This is a genomic window from Comamonas sp. A7-5, from assembly GCF_039581385.1.
GTDB lineage: Bacteria > Pseudomonadota > Gammaproteobacteria > Burkholderiales > Burkholderiaceae_C > Comamonas > Comamonas thiooxydans.
In genome coordinates this window covers 178765-193036 of sequence record NZ_JBCPWO010000005.1, presented here as the reverse complement: position 1 = coordinate 193036, position 14272 = coordinate 178765, and the positions used below count along the sequence as shown (strand labels likewise).

Genomic DNA, 14272 nt, shown 5'->3' with positions numbered 1-14272 from the left:
CTCTTTGCAGACATGGACCGCCTTAGGCGTAGAGCGGCTCCTGCTGCATGGCTTCGATCTGTTCGTTCAGCATGTCCACCTGACCCTGCCAGTAGTCGGTGCTGCCAAACCATGGGAAGTTGATGGCAAAGATCGGATCCTGCCAGCGGCGCGCCAGCCAGGCGCTGTAATGCAGCAGGCGCAAGGTGCGCAGCGGCTCGATCAGCGCCAGCTCGCGCCGGTCGAAGCTGCGGAACTGCTCATAGCCTTCGAGCAGGGCCGACAGCTGCTGCGTCTGCTGGCCCCGGTCGCCCGAGAGCAGCATCCACAGATCCTGCACGGCTGGACCGCTGCGCGCATCGTCCAGATCGACGAAATGCGGGCCGCCATGGCCTTCGTCGTCCAGTGGCGTCCAGAGAATGTTTCCCGGGTGGCAGTCGCCATGCAGGCGAATCTGCGTTGCAGAATGCAGGCCAAAATGGCCTGCAGCGCTTAATCCGTCAGCGGATGGTGCTATTAATGAGAGAGCTTTGTCGCAAGCCTGCTGCCAGCGGCTGCGCACTTCGAGCGCGACGACCTCGTGTTCGAGCAGATAGTGCATGGATTCGTAGCCGAAGCTTTTCAGGTTCAGCGCCGGACGATGCTCAAAGGGCCGAGCGGCACCCACGGTGTGGATGCGGGCCAGAAAACGGCCTATCCATTCCAGTACCTCCCAGTCGTCCAGCTCGGGGCGGCGCCCGCCGCGCCAGGGGCTGATGCTGAACAGAAAGCCCGCATGCTCATGCACAGTCTGCCCTTGCAGCGCCAGCGGCGCCACCACGGGAACCTCGCCAGCCGCCAGCTCCTGGGAGAAGGCATGTTCTTCCTCGATCTGGGCGCGGCTCCAGCGGCCCGGGCGGTAGAACTTGGCGACGACCTTGTCGCCCTCGTCCTGGTGGGCCAGGTAGACGCGGTTTTCATAGGAGCTCAGCGCTGTCAGCCGCCCGTCCGGCACAAGGCCCGTGCTGCACAGTGCATCGATCACGCAGTCCGGCGTGAGGTCCGCATAGGGGTGAGAAGGGTCTTGGGTATCGCTCATCCCCGCATTGTCAGGCTCAAACAGGCTCTTGCGAACGGGATGGCATGGCACATGCGTGGGCAAAATTGCTTTTGATTTGATAGCTGCTGCCGTTTCTCTGGCGGATGTTGGCGGCCGGAAATCCCGGGAAAAATGACCGGAATGCCGTGCATGTCGCCCGCGCTGGCACACTGCCCGCATGCAAGAGAGCGAAGCACTTTCACTGCCCTGCGAGGACCGGGATTTTGCCGAGTGGCATCAAGGCTGCCCCTGGTGTGCCGTCTGGGTGGTGATGCTGCAAGGCCATGGTCTGGAGTTCGTGCTGCAGCAGGCCAGATCCAGGCTTGGTGATGCCCTGCTGCCGCGCCATGCGCGCCAGCCGCATATCACGCTGGCCTATAGAGGGCTGTGCGGGGGAGGGGACGAGCATGTGGCGCGGGAATATGACCGGCTGGCGCTGCACGCCGATGTGGTCATGCTGCAAAGCCTGCGGCTGCGCCCTTTTGCCGTGCAGATTGCGGGGGCTGGCAGCTTTACCACCGTGCCTTATCTGGGCGTCGGCCGGGGGCAGGAATGCCTGCAGCTGTTGCATGCAGCGCTGGTGCCCGCAGAGCCCGCGCCGGGTTGGCGCTATGTGCCCCATGTGACCCTGGGCCACTATGCGAGAAGGCTGCTGCTGCGAGAGGCGGTGGACAAGTTGCTGACACTGACCCGGGACTTGCCGGTTGTCGAGGTGAAGCGGCTGGCGCTGGCCCGCTATGCGGCGGCCGATATTGCGGGGCCGCTGACGCTGGAGGGTGTCTTCGAACTGGACACCGGGCGCTATGTCGCAGCGCCCGGTGCCCTGTGGCCTGATTCGCTTTAGGCGATGGTCAGCGTCACGCCGATATTGCCGCGTGTGGCGTTGGAGTAGGGGCAGACCTGGTGAGCGGCGTCCACCAGTTGCTGGGCCGCAGCCTTGTCCATGCCGGGCAGGCTGATCTTCATGCGCACAGCGATGCCGAACACTTCGCCCACGGGGCCCAGATCGACTTCGGCATCCACCGACAGGTCGGCGGGCAGGGTGATCTTCTGGCGAGCGGCGACGGCCTTCATGGCGCCGATAAAGCAGGCGGAGTAGCCGGCGGCAAACAGCTGCTCGGGGTTGGTGCCCTTGCCGGCGCCGCCGGGCGAGCTCAGCTGAATGTCCAGGCGGCCATCATCGGTGCGCGAATTGCCTTCGCGTCCGCCGGTGGTGTGGGCGTGGGCGGTGTACAGAACCTTGTCGAGTTGGGCCATGGTGTCTTCCTTTGCGAGAGTGCCCGGCACTGCGGGCGGGTGGAGGAAATCGTCAGGAGTGGCTGCGGCGCGGCGCCAGCCGTGCGCGCAGTGTGCCGAGCTGGCCCGTGAGGGCCTGCAGTTCGGGCAGGGTGCACTGCGTGCTCTGCAGCACGCAGGCAGGTATTTTTTCGGCCTCGGCGCGCAGTGCCTGGCCGGCGTTCGTGAGGGCAATGCGCACGCGGCGCTCGTCCTGTGCATCGCGCTGGCGTGCCAGCAGGCCTGCGCTTTCCAGCCGCTTGAGCAAGGGCGTCAGCGTGCCTGAATCCAGGTAAAGACGTTCGCCCAGTTCCGAGACCGTGAGCTGGTCGCCTTCCCAGAGCACCAGCATGACCAGGTACTGAGGGTAAGTCAGGCCTATGGCATCCAGCAAGGGCTTATAGAGCTTGGTCATGGCCAGCGATGCCGAGTACAGCGCAAAGCAGACCTGATTGTCCAGGCGCAGCAGCTCGGAGCTGTCTGGGAGAAGGTCGTCATCGGATCGCATGGGCTAAATTATTGCAGACAATTAAATTGTGTGCAATTTAATTTGTAGATCACCAGGCGAGAGGAGGCAGTGCAGAGGTCCGGAGCAATGCAAACAGGCTCCGTGAGTGGAGCCTGTCGCGGCTGAAGCGTCCCGTGCCTAACGGGCAGTCAGCGCATCGGCCAGAGCCTGGTACATGGGCAGGCTGGTCGGGTCTATGCCCGCATTGCCCGCAATCGGGTGGGAGGCATAGCGCACCACCACCATCTGGGCCTTGGGGTCGATATAGATGGCCTGACCGTGAATGCCGCGTGCCATATAGGCCCCGTTGGGGTTGTGCGAGACCCACCACATATTGCGATACGACCAGCCGGGCAGCGTGGCATAGCCGGCCTTCACAAACTTGGCCGGGTCGGCGCCGCGGCGGATGTCCTGAACCACGGCCCTGGGCAGCACCTGCTGGCCGCTGGCGGCGCGGCCTTCATTGCGCATCAGTTCACCAAAGCGGGCCAGGTCGCGCAGCGTGGTGTTGAGGCCGCCGCCACCCGATTCCGTGCCTATGCGATCCACCATGAAATAGGCGTCCTGCTCGGCTCCGATGCGGCTCCAGATGCGCTCGGACAGCAGCTGGGCCAGAGGCTTGCCGCTGGCGCGGCGCACGATCCAGGCCAGAACTTCGGCATTGACTGTCTTGTAGGCAAATCCCTGGTCATGCTCGCCCTCTTTTTGCAGGGTCTGCAGAAATTCGTAGAAGCTCCTGGGCCCGGCATAGTCCTTGCCCTGGGGCATCATGCCGCCGGCACGGGCGTAGTCCCAGACTTCGGCCTTGGGATCGGCGTAGTTTTCGGAGTACTTCACGCCGATCGTCATGTCCATCACCTGGCGCACGGTGGCATCGCCATAGGCGGTGTTCTTCATCTCGGGCAGGTAGTCGGTCACAGGTGCCTCGGGCTTGATAGTGCCTTCATGGGCCAGCAGGGCGGCCAGGGTGCCGACAAAGGACTTGGTGACCGACATGGCCAGGTGCGGGCGCTGCGGCTCCAGCGCCCCCAGGTATTTCTCATAGATCACGCGGCCCTTGTGCATGACCAGAATGCCGTCGGTGTAGTTGCGATCCAGTGCCTGGGCAAAGGTCAGCTCCTCGCCCGTGCCCATGACCTTGAAGCGCACTTGTTCGATGTCGACCGGAGCCGAGCGCAGGGCGCTGGGAGCTCCCGGGCCGCGCCAGACATTGGCCGTGGGCGTGATTTCGCGGATATGCGAGAAGGTCCAGCGATTGCGTGGAAAGGTATTGCCCAGGGGGTTGTCGAAGGTGATGAGCTTGTCGGCAGCGGGCGGAAAGCCCTGCATCCAGCCCATGGCCTGCACGCTGGTGCTGGCTGGGTCGGGCAACGCGGGTGCGGCAGTCTGCGCATGGATTGCAGAAACCATAGCTGTCAGCGCAAGTGGCACAAGCGTTCTGCGCGTAAAAGACTTCAAACTCATCATCACCTCTTGGATTTGGGATCAACGACCGGTAAAGCGGGCTGGGCGTTTCTCGATGAAGGAGCGCACGCCTTCGGCGGCGTCCTCGCTGTTGGCCAGGCGCTGCTGCACGGGGATGAAATCGGCCACGGCGGCGGCCTGGCCCAGCTCTATGGCCTTGAGGACATTGAGGCGCGTGGCCACCACGGCCTGCGGTGCCTGGGCGGCAATGCGCTCGGCGATGCGAAAAGCCTCGTCCAGTTCCTGGCCTGCAGGCACCACTTTTTGCACAAAGTGGCAGCGCAGGGCCTCAGCCGCATCGAACGCGTCGCCGGTCAGCAGATGCAGCATGGCATTGCCCACGCCGGCGCGCTCGGGCATGCGCAGCGTGGCGCCGCCCGTGGGCATGATGCAGCGCTGCACTTCCATCTGTGCAAAGCGGCTGCTGTCGGCAGCGACGACGATATCGGCGCCCAGCATCAGCTCGATGCCGACGGTAAAGCAGATGCCCTTGACGGCGGCAACCATGGGCTTGGTGCGGCGGCGATAGCCGGGCAGGCCATAGTCGTGCGGCTCCACGAGACCTGCAGGGATGACCTTCTGGCCGCTTTTCATGAACTCGGCGATGACGGGAAGATCCAGCCCCGCCGTGAAATGTTCGCCAAAAGCATGGAGCAGGCCCACGCGCAACTCGGGCTCGTCGTCGAGCCGGGTATAGGCCTCTGCCAGTTGCTGGAACATGGCCGGCGTCCAGCCATTGCGCTTGGCCGGGCGGTTGATGCCTATCAGCAGCACATGGCCGCGGACTTCACAAGAAATGCAGCCCTCGGGCGGAGGGCTGGGATGGTCGATTTGCATGGCAGGTCTCCTGCTGCAACCTTAGACGGCTGTCGCAGCCGCCGCAGTCGCGCACAAGACCTGAAGGCCGGCGATTTAGTAGGTGTAAACACCCTGGCCGGTCTTGCGGCCCAGACGACCGGCAGCCACCATTTCGCGCAGCAGGAAGCAGGGGCGGTACTTGCTGTCGCCGAATTCCTTGAGGTAGACCTCCATCACGGCCAGGCAGACGTCCAGGCCGATCATGTCGGCCAGGGCCAGCGGGCCAATCGGCTGGTTGCAGCCCAGTTTCATGCCGGCGTCGATGTCCTCGGCCGAGGCCGTGCCTTCGCTGAGCACCTGGAAGGCCTCGTTGATCATGGGCACCAGAATGCGGTTGACCACAAAGCCGGGAGCGTTCTTGACGGTGATGGGCGACTTGCCCAGTTTTTCCGACAGGGCCTTGACCGCATCGTGGGTGGCGTCGCTGGTCTGCAGGCCGCGGATGATCTCCACCAGGGCCATCATGGGCACGGGGTTGAAGAAATGCATGCCGATGAACTTGTCGGCACGCTGGGTGGCGGCCGCCAGCTGGGTGATGGAGATGGACGAGGTGTTGGTGGCAACGATCACGTCCTGTGCCAGCAGGGTATCGAGCTGCTTGAGGATCTTGACCTTGAGCTCGTAGTTCTCGGTGGCTGCTTCGATCACCAGCTGGGCCGACTTCAGATCGTCGTAGCTGGTCGAAGTCTTGATGCGTGCCAGCGCTGCGCTCTTGTCGGCCTCGCTGATCTTTTCCTTCTTGATCAGGCGGTCCAGGCTACCGGCCACGGTGGCCAGGCCTTTTTGCACGGCGGCGTCGGAGATGTCCACCATCACCACGTCGATGCCCGATACGGCGCAAGCCTGCGCGATGCCGTTGCCCATGGTGCCGGCGCCGATGATGCCTACGGTTTGGATTGCCATTTTTTTGTCTCCATTCAGATAAGTGCGGTTGAACGGGAAAATGTTATCCCGGTTCTGACCGGGTTTGACCCTAGTCGGGCATGGTTGGCGTGTTAAGAGTCATCACGATGACAGTGTTTTTGTGCACGACCGTGTTTTTCCGCGTTTCGCCGCTGCAGACCTCTGGTCAGAATTTACGGCAAAAGGAGTGCGGACATGCGTGACTATCTGGTGGTGGGAGGCGGCTCCGCTGGTGCGGTGCTGGCAGCCAGGCTCAGCGAGAACCCGCAGGTCACAGTGACCTTGCTGGAGGCGGGTGGCGAAGACACAAGCGTGCTGATCCACTGCCCGGCAGGGTTGGCGCTGATGGCCAAGCAGAAAAACTTCAACTGGGCCATGAGCACGGTGCCGCAGGCCGGCCTCAATGGTCGGCGGGGGTATCAGCCGCGCGGCAAGGTGCTGGGCGGCTCCAGCTCCATCAATGCCATGATCTATCTGCGCGGCCAGCCTGCGGACTACGAATATTGGAGCGCTCAGGGAAATCCAGGCTGGGGCTGGAGCGATGTTCTGCCCTATTTTCTGAAGGCCGAATGCAATACGCGCGGCGCAGAGGCTCTGCATGGCGCAAGCGGCCCTTTGCATGTCTCCGATCTCTGCGATCCGAACCCGCTGGCGCAGGCCTTTGTGCGGGCGGGCGTGCAGGCCGGCCATGCGCACAACCGCGATTTCAATGGGGAAAGTCAGGAAGGGGTGGGCCTGTACCAGGTCACGCACCGCAATGGCGAGCGCTGCAGTGCGGCCAAGGCTTATCTGACCCCGGTGCGAGGCAGCAGGCCCAATCTGGAAATCCTGACCGGTGTGCAGGTGCTGCGGGTGCTGATGGACGGTCGCAGAGCTGTCGGAGTGGAATATGTGCAGGGTGGTCAGAGCCGGCAGCTACGCTGCCGGCGCGAGGTCTTGCTTTGTGCCGGGGCGCTGCAGTCGCCGCAGCTGCTGATGCTCTCGGGCATAGGGCCGGGCGAGCATCTGCAGCAAACAGGCGTTGATGTCGTGCATCACCTCCCCGGTGTGGGCGAGCATTTGCATGACCACCCCGATGTGGTGCAGGTGGTGGACGGGCCGCAGATGACGGACAGCTTTGGCCTGTCGTTTGCCGGCCTCAGGAATGTCTGGCAGGGCATGGGCCGCTGGCGCCGTGAGCGCCGGGGCATGCTGACCAGCAACTTTGCCGAGGCCGGCGGCTTTATCCGCAGCGGGCCGCAGGAGCGTGCGCCCGATCTGCAGCTGCATTTTGTGGTGGGCAAGCTGGTCGACCACGGTCGCAAGACGGTGCTGGGCCACGGTTACTCCTGCCATGTCTGTCTGCTGCAGCCAAGGAGTCGGGGCAGCGTGAAGCTGGCCTCTGCCGATGCCAGAGCCATGCCGCTCATAGACCCTGCCTTCTTTGCCGAGGCCGACGATATGCAGCGCCTGGTGCGCGGCGTACGCCGCATGCGTGAAATTCTCGGGCAACCTGCGCTGGCTCGTTTCGAGGGACGGGAGCTTGAGTATTCGGCACAGGCGCGCAGCGATGCGGAGATCGAGCAGTTCATCCGCAATTACGCCGACACCATCTATCACCCAGTGGGAAGCTGTCGCATGGGGCCTGGCGTGAAGGATGTGGTCGATGCACGCTTGCGGGTGCATGGCGTGCAAGGGCTGCGCGTGGTCGACGCATCGGTCATGCCGCGCATCGTGAGCGGCAATACGAATGCGCCGACCATCATGATTGCCGAGAAGGCGGCAGATCTGATCAAGGCCGAGTGCTGACTCAGGTCAGCGGAGCCAGGTCGGAGGGGGCATGATCCTCGCCGGGCGGAGGCGTCAGAGTGGTGCATTCGACCCTTCCCCGGCCCTGATTCTTGGCTTGTTGCAGGGCGGTGTCGGCATGGCTGGCCAGCTCGTTGAGGCTCAGGCTCTTCCAGGCCGAGGGGACCAGGGCACAACCCGCGCTGAAGTCCAGATCCATCTGCAGTTCGTACTGCGCGCCGATCTGGAATGCGGACTGGATGCGAGTCAGCAGCGACCTGACACCCAATTGATCGGCGTGAATCAGCAGGCAAAAGGATTCACCCTGCCATCTGGCCACGACCTCGTCGCCGCGCATCTGCTTTCGCAGAGTGCGTGACATGAGCTGCAGCGCCGCGTCTCCGGCCTGATAGCCATGGCGGCTGTTGACCCGCGAAAAGTGATCCATGTCGATCAGAATCAAGGCCAGCGGCAGGCCTTCGCGTCGAGCTCTGTTCAGCATGAAGCGGGCCTGGTTCTTGATGGCCTGGCGCAGCGGCAGGCCGGTCAGACTGTCTTCTGGTGCGTTTGCGGATCGCTGGCGGACCTCTTCGTCACGGCAGGCCATCAGGATCGATACGAAAAAAATGGCGGAACCTATGGGGATCAGCCACGAAAGCAGCATATGTGGGCTGGGTTCCTCTGCAAAGCTGTGCAGCCAAGGAGCGTGCAAGGTGAAGTAGCCGCGTATGAGCAGAATGCTTGCGATGCAAAGGCCAGCACCCAATAGCAGATAACGCCAGGCCGTGGCCGAGTTGGTTTGCGGCGATAAGGTCAGGCAGACCAGAGTGACAAGGCTCAAGCCGTAGCTGATATTGAACCAAGCCAACCGGTAGGGCTTGCTTTCGATCAGAACCAGCACGCCCGCAAGTGTCAGCAGGCACAGCAAGGCCAGGGAGCGGGTGAGTATCTTGTTGCGAGGTCCAAGCCAACCCTTGAGTGCTTTATGCAGCTGCCACAGTGCGCCGGTTGCAGCCGCGGCACTGGATATCGACAGCAGCGCATTCCATGTGAAGGGGAGTACATGCCCGGCGCAGAAGACGAGCAACCAGGCCAGCCCCTGCAAAAGCAGGAATTGCTGAGCATTTCTGGTCGCCCGGCTCATTTGCTGACCCATAAACCATGGCAGTGCAAAAGCGACCGTCATCAAATTGACGGCCACCATCAATGTCATGGAAAACTGGTCGGTTTCCGGCATGGCTGGGCTTTACTGGAAGGCCACTTCGTCAAAGCTGCGCAGCTTGCGGCTGTGCAGGCGGTCGGAGCCGCCTTCGCGCAGTATGTCGACGGCACGCATGCCGATGCGCAGGTGCTGGTCCACACGCTCTCGATAGAAATGGTTGGCCATGCCAGGCAGCTTGATCTCGCCGTGCAGCGGCTTGTCGCTCACGCACAGCAAGGTGCCATAGGGCACGCGGAAGCGGAAGCCGTTGGCGGCAATGGTGGCCGACTCCATATCCAGCGCCACGGCTCGGCTCTGGCTGAAGCGGCGCTGGGGCAGGTTGTCAGGCAGCAGTTCCCAGTTGCGGTTGTCGGTGCTGGCCACGGTGCCGGTGCGCATGATGCGCTTGAGATCGGCACGCTCCATCTGCGTGACATCGGCCACGGCCTGCTGCAGCGCGACCTGGATCTCGGCCAGCGCAGGAATCGGCACCCATAGAGGAAGCTCTTCGTCCAGCACATGGTCTTCACGCACATAGGCGTGGGCCAGCACATAGTCGCCCAGCTGCTGGCTGTTGCGCAGACCCGCGCAGTGGCCCAGCATCATCCAGGCATGAGGGCGCAGTACGGCGATGTGGTCGGTGATGGTCTTGGCATTGGCCGGGCCCACTCCGATATTGACCATGGTGATGCCGCTATTGTCTGCGCGCACCAGGTGGTATCCCGGCATCTGCGGCAGGCGCGGCGGCGCCGTGCCGAGTTCGTCGACGGCTTCCGCGGGCAGGCCGGCACGGCGGGTCACCACATTGCCGGGTTCGACAAAGGCAATGTATTCGCTGTCCTCCTTGGCCATTTCGGCGTGGCCCAGGCGGATGAATTCGTCGATATAGAACTGGTAGTTGGTGAACAGCACGAAGTTCTGAAACCAGTCGGGGGCCGTGCCTGTGTAGTGGCGCAGGCGATGCAGCGAGTAATCCACGCGCGGGGCGGTGAACAGCGACAGAGGCAGGGCCTCGCCGGCCGCCGCGCGCCAGGTGCCGTTGGCGATGCCGTCGTCCATGGATTCCAGGTCGGGCAGATCGAACACATCACGCATCAGCATGCGGCGCTCTGGCGAGAGCGAACCTTCGATATGGTCGTTGTCGGCGAACGAGAAATGAATCGGGATGGGCTTGTCGCTGAGGCCTACTTCGATGGGGACCTGGTGGTGCAGGATCAGCAGGCGCAGTTGCTCGCCGAAGTAGCTGGCAAACAGGTCGGGCCGGGTCAGCGTGGCCTCGTAGGTGCCTGGGCCTTCCACAAAGCCGTAGGTCAGCTTGGTATCGGCTTGCGCCACCGTGGTGGTCTTGATGCGTACAAACGGGTAGTAGGCATGAATGGGCGCGGCCGGAGTTTCACCCGCCACGAAACGCTGCATGGCAGCTCGCAGATGGTCGATTTGCTCGCGGTACAGCTGCTGCACATGGGCCAATGCCTGAGGGGCATCCGTATGAAACATGCTGCTGCTTTTATGAGAGGGTGTCGGTGTATTCGAGGCCATGCACTATTGTCTTTGTAGCAGTTGACAGTGTTGCGACATCCATGCCGAGGCTTGCTCGGCAGATAATGGCGCTGACACGAGAAACCCTTGCATCATGGCACAGCCCATCTCTCTCAGAAGTTGCAGCTGTTCAGTGCTTTCCACACCTTCGGCCAGAATCTCCAGATGCAGGCTACGGCCCATCTGCACGATGGCATTGACAATGGCGGCCGCATCCGGGTTGTGGGGCAGATCGGTCACGAATGAACGATCGATCTTGAGCCGGTCTATGGGGTGCTTGCGCAGGTAGGCAAGAGACGAGTAGCCGGTACCGAAATCGTCGATCGCCAGTCCCACGCCCAGTGCCTTGAGTGCATGCAGAGTCTGCTGCATCTGGTTGCCCGAGAGCATTAGCGTGGTTTCTGTGACCTCGATGTGCAGATAGCAGGCGTCCAGCCCCGTGTCGGCCAGTGCCTGCGCCACTTCCTTGACTACATCGCGCTGGCGGAATTCCTGTGCCGACAGGTTGACGGCCACGGGGATGGCGGGAAAGCCTTGTTGCTGCCAGGCACGGGCTTGACGGCAGGCCTGATAGAGCACCCAGCGGTCCACGGCTGCGATCAGCCCCCGGTTTTCGGCAAAGCCGATGAACTCGTCGGGCGAGACCAGGCCGCGGTGCGGGTGCTTCCAGCGCACCAGGGCTTCGAAGCCTGAAAGCTCGCCCGTCTGCATGAGGGTCTGCGGCTGGTAATGCAGCTCGAACTCACCGCGTTCCACGGCGTTGCGCAGCATTTGCTCCTGCATCAGCATGCGTGTGGCCCGGCTTTCGAGCGCAGGAGTGTAGAACTGGGAGAAGCTGCGGCCGCGACTCTTGGCCATCTGCATGGCGGCCTCGGCATTGCTAAGCAGGGACGCCGGACATTTCCCGTCCTTGGGATACATGGCAATGCCGACACTCACGGAAATCACCAGTTGGGTACCCTCGATCAGATAGGGCGCCTCTGCTGTGGCCCGAAGTCGCGTCAGCAGGGCCTCGGTCTCGAGCAGGCCGGGGTTGTCGGGCAGCACGACCACAAAGTCGTCGCTGCCGGTGCGGGCCACGATGTCCTGAGCACCCACAGTGTTTCGGAGCCGCTTCGCAAGCTCGCACAGCAGCAGATCCCCTGCCTGATGGCTGAGCGAATCGTTCACCGCCTTGAACTGGTCCAGGTCCAGTGACAGCACCGCCAATCGTGATTGCTCGCTGGCAGCCCTGGCGATGGCATCGGCCAGCAGATGGTTGAGACGCGCTCGGTTGGGCAGATGTGTCAGCAGGTCATGCTGGGTCAGATAGTCCATGTGCTGCCGGGTCTGAAGGCTTGCTGTCAGGTCGCGCAGCAGGACGATGCGATGCCTGTCCTTTTCTCCAGGCATGGTGCAGGCCTCGATCTCTACGGGGATTAGCTGGCCGTTCTTGTGAATGATCACGGACTCGAGGCGATCCTCTCGCTCGCTGCGCATGTTCTGCAGCGCCCGCAGGCGCGCTTCATGTGCCACGTAATCGAGAACCGGCGTGCCGCGCAGTTCGCCAAGCGAGTAGCCAACCAGCCGGGCCAGTGCGTCATTGCCGTCCGTGATGATGCCGTCACGATGCAGCACGATGGCCTCGGTGGTGATGGCAGCGAACTTGCGCATGCGCTCTTCGCTGTCGCGTATCTGCTGTGTCGCCAGATGGTGGTGGCTGACATCGGTCATCAGCGCCACAACGCCCTTGAGTACGCCTTTTTCCTCATGAGGGCGCAGCACTGCCTCGATGTGTTGCAGCCGGCCAGTCTCGTTTTCGACCTGGCGGGTGTAGCGCAGCGTCTGAGTGTTGTCGACGGCCACGGAGTCCAGATAAGGTTCGATCTGTGTCCAGACCAGCTCGCCCACAATGTCACGCACATCCATGCCCACTATGGTTTGCATGGTGTGGCCAAAGTGCTCTGCATAGCGCGCGTTGGCAAAGCGACAGGCGCGTGTGTCGGCATCAAAATAGGCCAGCATAGCGGGCGCTGTATCGGCCACCAGTCGAAGAATGGCGTCCTCATCCCTCGGTTGCTGTGCTATCAACGTATCAGGCATGCGCCTCCCTTTTTTCTGGGAGTATTTATATAGGAATCAGGTCAGCCTCGACCATGACATGTCCATCACGATAAGGGATTCTGGGTTGCTTTATAGACAACTTGCAAAGACTATTGATGCATCAAAGCACTTGGTGATATAGAGGCTGTAGAACCTGAACATGTCCAAATCTGACGTCTCAACATATTCACAATGGCTGCAGCCGCATAATTTGCTGCGCCTGTCCGTTGTGGTGGCGCTGCTCACCATTGTGCTCAAGACTCTGGCCTGGTGGCTGACCGGTTCGGTAGGCCTGCTGTCCGATGCGCTGGAGTCCTTTGTGAATCTGGCCGGAGCCATGTTTGCACTGACCATGGTGACCGTGGCCAAGCGACCGGCGGATACCGAGCACCCCTATGGACATTACAAGGCGGAGTACTTCTCGGCCGGTTTCGAAGGCGTGCTGGTCATAGGCGCGAGCCTGGCGATTGCCTGGGCGGCGCTGTCGCGGCTGTGGAACCCGCAACCACTGGAGCAATTGAGCTGGGGCCTGATGCTGTCGCTGCTCAGCACCGTCTTCAACGGGCTTCTGGCCTGGGTCATGCTGCGCTCTTCACGCAAATACCGCTCCATGGCGCTGGAGGGCGATGCGCGGCATCTGCTGACCGATGTCTGGACTTCGGTGGGCGTGGTGGTGGGTCTGCTGGCCGCCGCCTTGACAGGCTGGCTGTGGATGGATGCACTGGTGGCTCTGGCAGTGGCTGTGCATATCTGCGTGCAGGGGGTGCAACTGGTCTGGCAGTCCTCGCAAGGACTGATGGATCAGGCGCTGGACGCGCCGCAGCGTCTCAAGATTGACACTTTGCTGGACGGCTATGCCAAGCGCAACGAGGGGGTGAGCTTTGACAATATCTCCAGCCGTCAGGCGGGGGAGCGCAGCTTTGTGGACTTCCACATGCATGTTCCCGGCCAGTGGAGCGTGCAGCGGGCGGCACAATTGCGCTCGGAGATTGAAGCCGCGCTGCTGCAGGCCATTCCAGGCCTGTATGCCCGCATCGAGCTGCTGCCCATGGGTATGAACACGGTCAGTGAAGTGGCCGATGGAGAGCAGGGCGGCGAAGCACAGGGCGCGGCCAAGGAAGGTTTGAGTACATGATGAGTGTGATTCAGCGCGTCAAGCAGGCGCGCGTGGAGGTCGACGGCCGTATTACGGGCCAGATCGACCAGGGCTTGCTGGCGCTGGTCTGTGCCGAGCGCGGCGATACCGAGGCCGAGGCCGACAAGCTGCTGGCCAAGATGCTCAAGCTGCGCATCTTCAGCGATGAGGCCGGCAAGATGAACAAAAGCCTGCAGGACGTTGGCGGGGGGCTGCTGGTGGTCAGCCAGTTCACGCTGGCGGCCGACACCAGAGGCGGCAATCGCCCCAGTTTTACCGCAGCCGCCGCGCCAGACGAAGGCCGACGCCTCTACGAATACTTTGTGGACCAGGCCAGGCTTGCCCACGCTCAGGTGCAGACCGGCGAGTTCGCCGCCGATATGCAGGTGCACCTGGTCAATGACGGGCCCGTCACCATTCCCATGCGTATGGAGCCGCAGGCCTAGGCAGGCCGGGCCTGCGACCCCATCCATCACCACGATT

General features: G+C 62.5%; 13 protein-coding genes. 4 read left to right on the top strand and 9 right to left on the bottom strand.

Translation table 11 applies throughout. The annotated features are described in order from the left end of the window. Window positions 1–22: 22 nt before the first annotated feature. Window positions 23–1057, bottom strand: a complete 1035-nt coding sequence (locus AAIL67_RS11220) for a serine/threonine protein kinase (protein WP_343484061.1) — start codon at window positions 1055–1057, stop codon at window positions 23–25. Window positions 1058–1235: 178 nt separating this feature from the next. On the opposite strand from AAIL67_RS11220, the gene AAIL67_RS11215 reads away from it, so the two are divergent. After that, window positions 1236–1901: a 2'-5' RNA ligase family protein gene (locus AAIL67_RS11215; RefSeq protein WP_343484060.1), complete on the top strand. Its 666-nt coding sequence runs from the start codon at window positions 1236–1238 to the stop codon at window positions 1899–1901. On the opposite strand, the gene AAIL67_RS11210 is transcribed toward AAIL67_RS11215, so the two are convergent. The 5 genes from AAIL67_RS11210 to AAIL67_RS11190 form a co-directional block, all read right to left on the bottom strand. Continuing rightward, the gene (locus AAIL67_RS11210; protein WP_003073596.1) at window positions 1898–2314 is read right to left on the bottom strand and encodes an organic hydroperoxide resistance protein; all 417 of its coding nucleotides are present in this window, start codon (window positions 2312–2314) and stop codon (window positions 1898–1900) included. The two genes, AAIL67_RS11215 and AAIL67_RS11210, sit on opposite strands and share 4 nt — an antisense overlap. 52 nt (window positions 2315–2366) lie before the next feature. Continuing rightward, complete coding sequence (locus tag AAIL67_RS11205) at window positions 2367–2840, bottom strand: MarR family transcriptional regulator (protein WP_063663709.1); 474 nt, start codon at window positions 2838–2840, stop codon at window positions 2367–2369. Between the two features lie 138 nt (window positions 2841–2978). Then, window positions 2979–4304 carry a serine hydrolase gene (locus AAIL67_RS11200; RefSeq protein WP_197483953.1) on the bottom strand — a complete coding sequence of 442 codons (1326 nt, stop codon included), beginning with the start codon at window positions 4302–4304 and terminating at the stop codon, window positions 2979–2981. A 21-nt stretch (window positions 4305–4325) separates the two neighbouring features. After that, window positions 4326–5141 (bottom strand): crotonase/enoyl-CoA hydratase family protein, encoded by an 816-nt coding sequence (locus tag AAIL67_RS11195; protein ID WP_039050101.1) that lies wholly within the window; start codon window positions 5139–5141, stop codon window positions 4326–4328. Window positions 5142–5216: 75 nt separating this feature from the next. Continuing rightward, window positions 5217–6065, bottom strand: coding sequence for a 3-hydroxybutyryl-CoA dehydrogenase (locus AAIL67_RS11190; RefSeq protein ID WP_034374166.1), 849 nt, complete (start codon window positions 6063–6065; stop codon window positions 5217–5219). A 195-nt stretch (window positions 6066–6260) separates the two neighbouring features. Between AAIL67_RS11190 and AAIL67_RS11185 the strand changes: the two genes are divergently transcribed. Further along, the gene (locus tag AAIL67_RS11185) at window positions 6261–7853 is read left to right on the top strand and encodes a choline dehydrogenase (protein WP_343484059.1); all 1593 of its coding nucleotides are present in this window, start codon (window positions 6261–6263) and stop codon (window positions 7851–7853) included. A gap of 1 nt (window position 7854) precedes the next feature. On the opposite strand, the gene AAIL67_RS11180 is transcribed toward AAIL67_RS11185, so the two are convergent. From AAIL67_RS11180 to AAIL67_RS11170, 3 genes are read right to left on the bottom strand one after another with little or no spacing between them, the layout of a single operon-like run. Then, the gene (locus AAIL67_RS11180; RefSeq protein WP_343484058.1) at window positions 7855–9069 is read right to left on the bottom strand and encodes a GGDEF domain-containing protein; all 1215 of its coding nucleotides are present in this window, start codon (window positions 9067–9069) and stop codon (window positions 7855–7857) included. A gap of 9 nt (window positions 9070–9078) precedes the next feature. After that, window positions 9079–10530, bottom strand: coding sequence for an AMP nucleosidase (locus AAIL67_RS11175; RefSeq protein ID WP_034354761.1), 1452 nt, complete (start codon window positions 10528–10530; stop codon window positions 9079–9081). Window positions 10531–10575: 45 nt separating this feature from the next. Beyond that, on the bottom strand, window positions 10576–12654 hold the full coding sequence (locus tag AAIL67_RS11170; RefSeq protein ID WP_343484057.1) for an EAL domain-containing protein: 2079 nt from the start codon (window positions 12652–12654) through the stop codon (window positions 10576–10578). A gap of 160 nt (window positions 12655–12814) precedes the next feature. On the opposite strand from AAIL67_RS11170, the gene AAIL67_RS11165 reads away from it, so the two are divergent. Both AAIL67_RS11165 and dtd read left to right on the top strand, forming a co-directional pair. Beyond that, window positions 12815–13789: a cation diffusion facilitator family transporter gene (locus AAIL67_RS11165; protein WP_034354754.1), complete on the top strand. Its 975-nt coding sequence runs from the start codon at window positions 12815–12817 to the stop codon at window positions 13787–13789. Next, complete coding sequence (dtd, locus tag AAIL67_RS11160; protein ID WP_034377252.1) at window positions 13786–14235, top strand: D-aminoacyl-tRNA deacylase; 450 nt, start codon at window positions 13786–13788, stop codon at window positions 14233–14235. The genes AAIL67_RS11165 and dtd overlap by 4 nt, the downstream gene beginning before the upstream one ends. The last annotated feature ends 37 nt before the right edge of the window (window positions 14236–14272 follow it).

What these genes read in the sequence shown, in the direction of transcription:
- AAIL67_RS11210 (WP_003073596.1), bottom strand. Translation starts at nt 2,314, where the DNA reads ATGGCCCAACTCGACAAGGTTCTGTACACCGCCCACGCCCACACCACC.
- AAIL67_RS11215 (WP_343484060.1), top strand. Translation starts at nt 1,236, where the DNA reads ATGCAAGAGAGCGAAGCACTTTCACTGCCCTGCGAGGACCGGGATTTT.
- AAIL67_RS11190 (WP_034374166.1), bottom strand. Translation starts at nt 6,065, where the DNA reads ATGGCAATCCAAACCGTAGGCATCATCGGCGCCGGCACCATGGGCAAC.
- AAIL67_RS11205 (WP_063663709.1), bottom strand. Translation starts at nt 2,840, where the DNA reads ATGCGATCCGATGACGACCTTCTCCCAGACAGCTCCGAGCTGCTGCGC.
- AAIL67_RS11175 (WP_034354761.1), bottom strand. Translation starts at nt 10,530, where the DNA reads ATGTTTCATACGGATGCCCCTCAGGCATTGGCCCATGTGCAGCAGCTG.
- dtd (WP_034377252.1), top strand. Translation starts at nt 13,786, where the DNA reads ATGATGAGTGTGATTCAGCGCGTCAAGCAGGCGCGCGTGGAGGTCGAC.
- AAIL67_RS11170 (WP_343484057.1), bottom strand. Translation starts at nt 12,654, where the DNA reads ATGCCTGATACGTTGATAGCACAGCAACCGAGGGATGAGGACGCCATT.
- AAIL67_RS11165 (WP_034354754.1), top strand. Translation starts at nt 12,815, where the DNA reads ATGTCCAAATCTGACGTCTCAACATATTCACAATGGCTGCAGCCGCAT.
- AAIL67_RS11220 (WP_343484061.1), bottom strand. Translation starts at nt 1,057, where the DNA reads ATGAGCGATACCCAAGACCCTTCTCACCCCTATGCGGACCTCACGCCG.
- AAIL67_RS11195 (WP_039050101.1), bottom strand. Translation starts at nt 5,141, where the DNA reads ATGCAAATCGACCATCCCAGCCCTCCGCCCGAGGGCTGCATTTCTTGT.
- AAIL67_RS11200 (WP_197483953.1), bottom strand. Translation starts at nt 4,304, where the DNA reads ATGAGTTTGAAGTCTTTTACGCGCAGAACGCTTGTGCCACTTGCGCTG.
- AAIL67_RS11180 (WP_343484058.1), bottom strand. Translation starts at nt 9,069, where the DNA reads ATGCCGGAAACCGACCAGTTTTCCATGACATTGATGGTGGCCGTCAAT.
- AAIL67_RS11185 (WP_343484059.1), top strand. Translation starts at nt 6,261, where the DNA reads ATGCGTGACTATCTGGTGGTGGGAGGCGGCTCCGCTGGTGCGGTGCTG.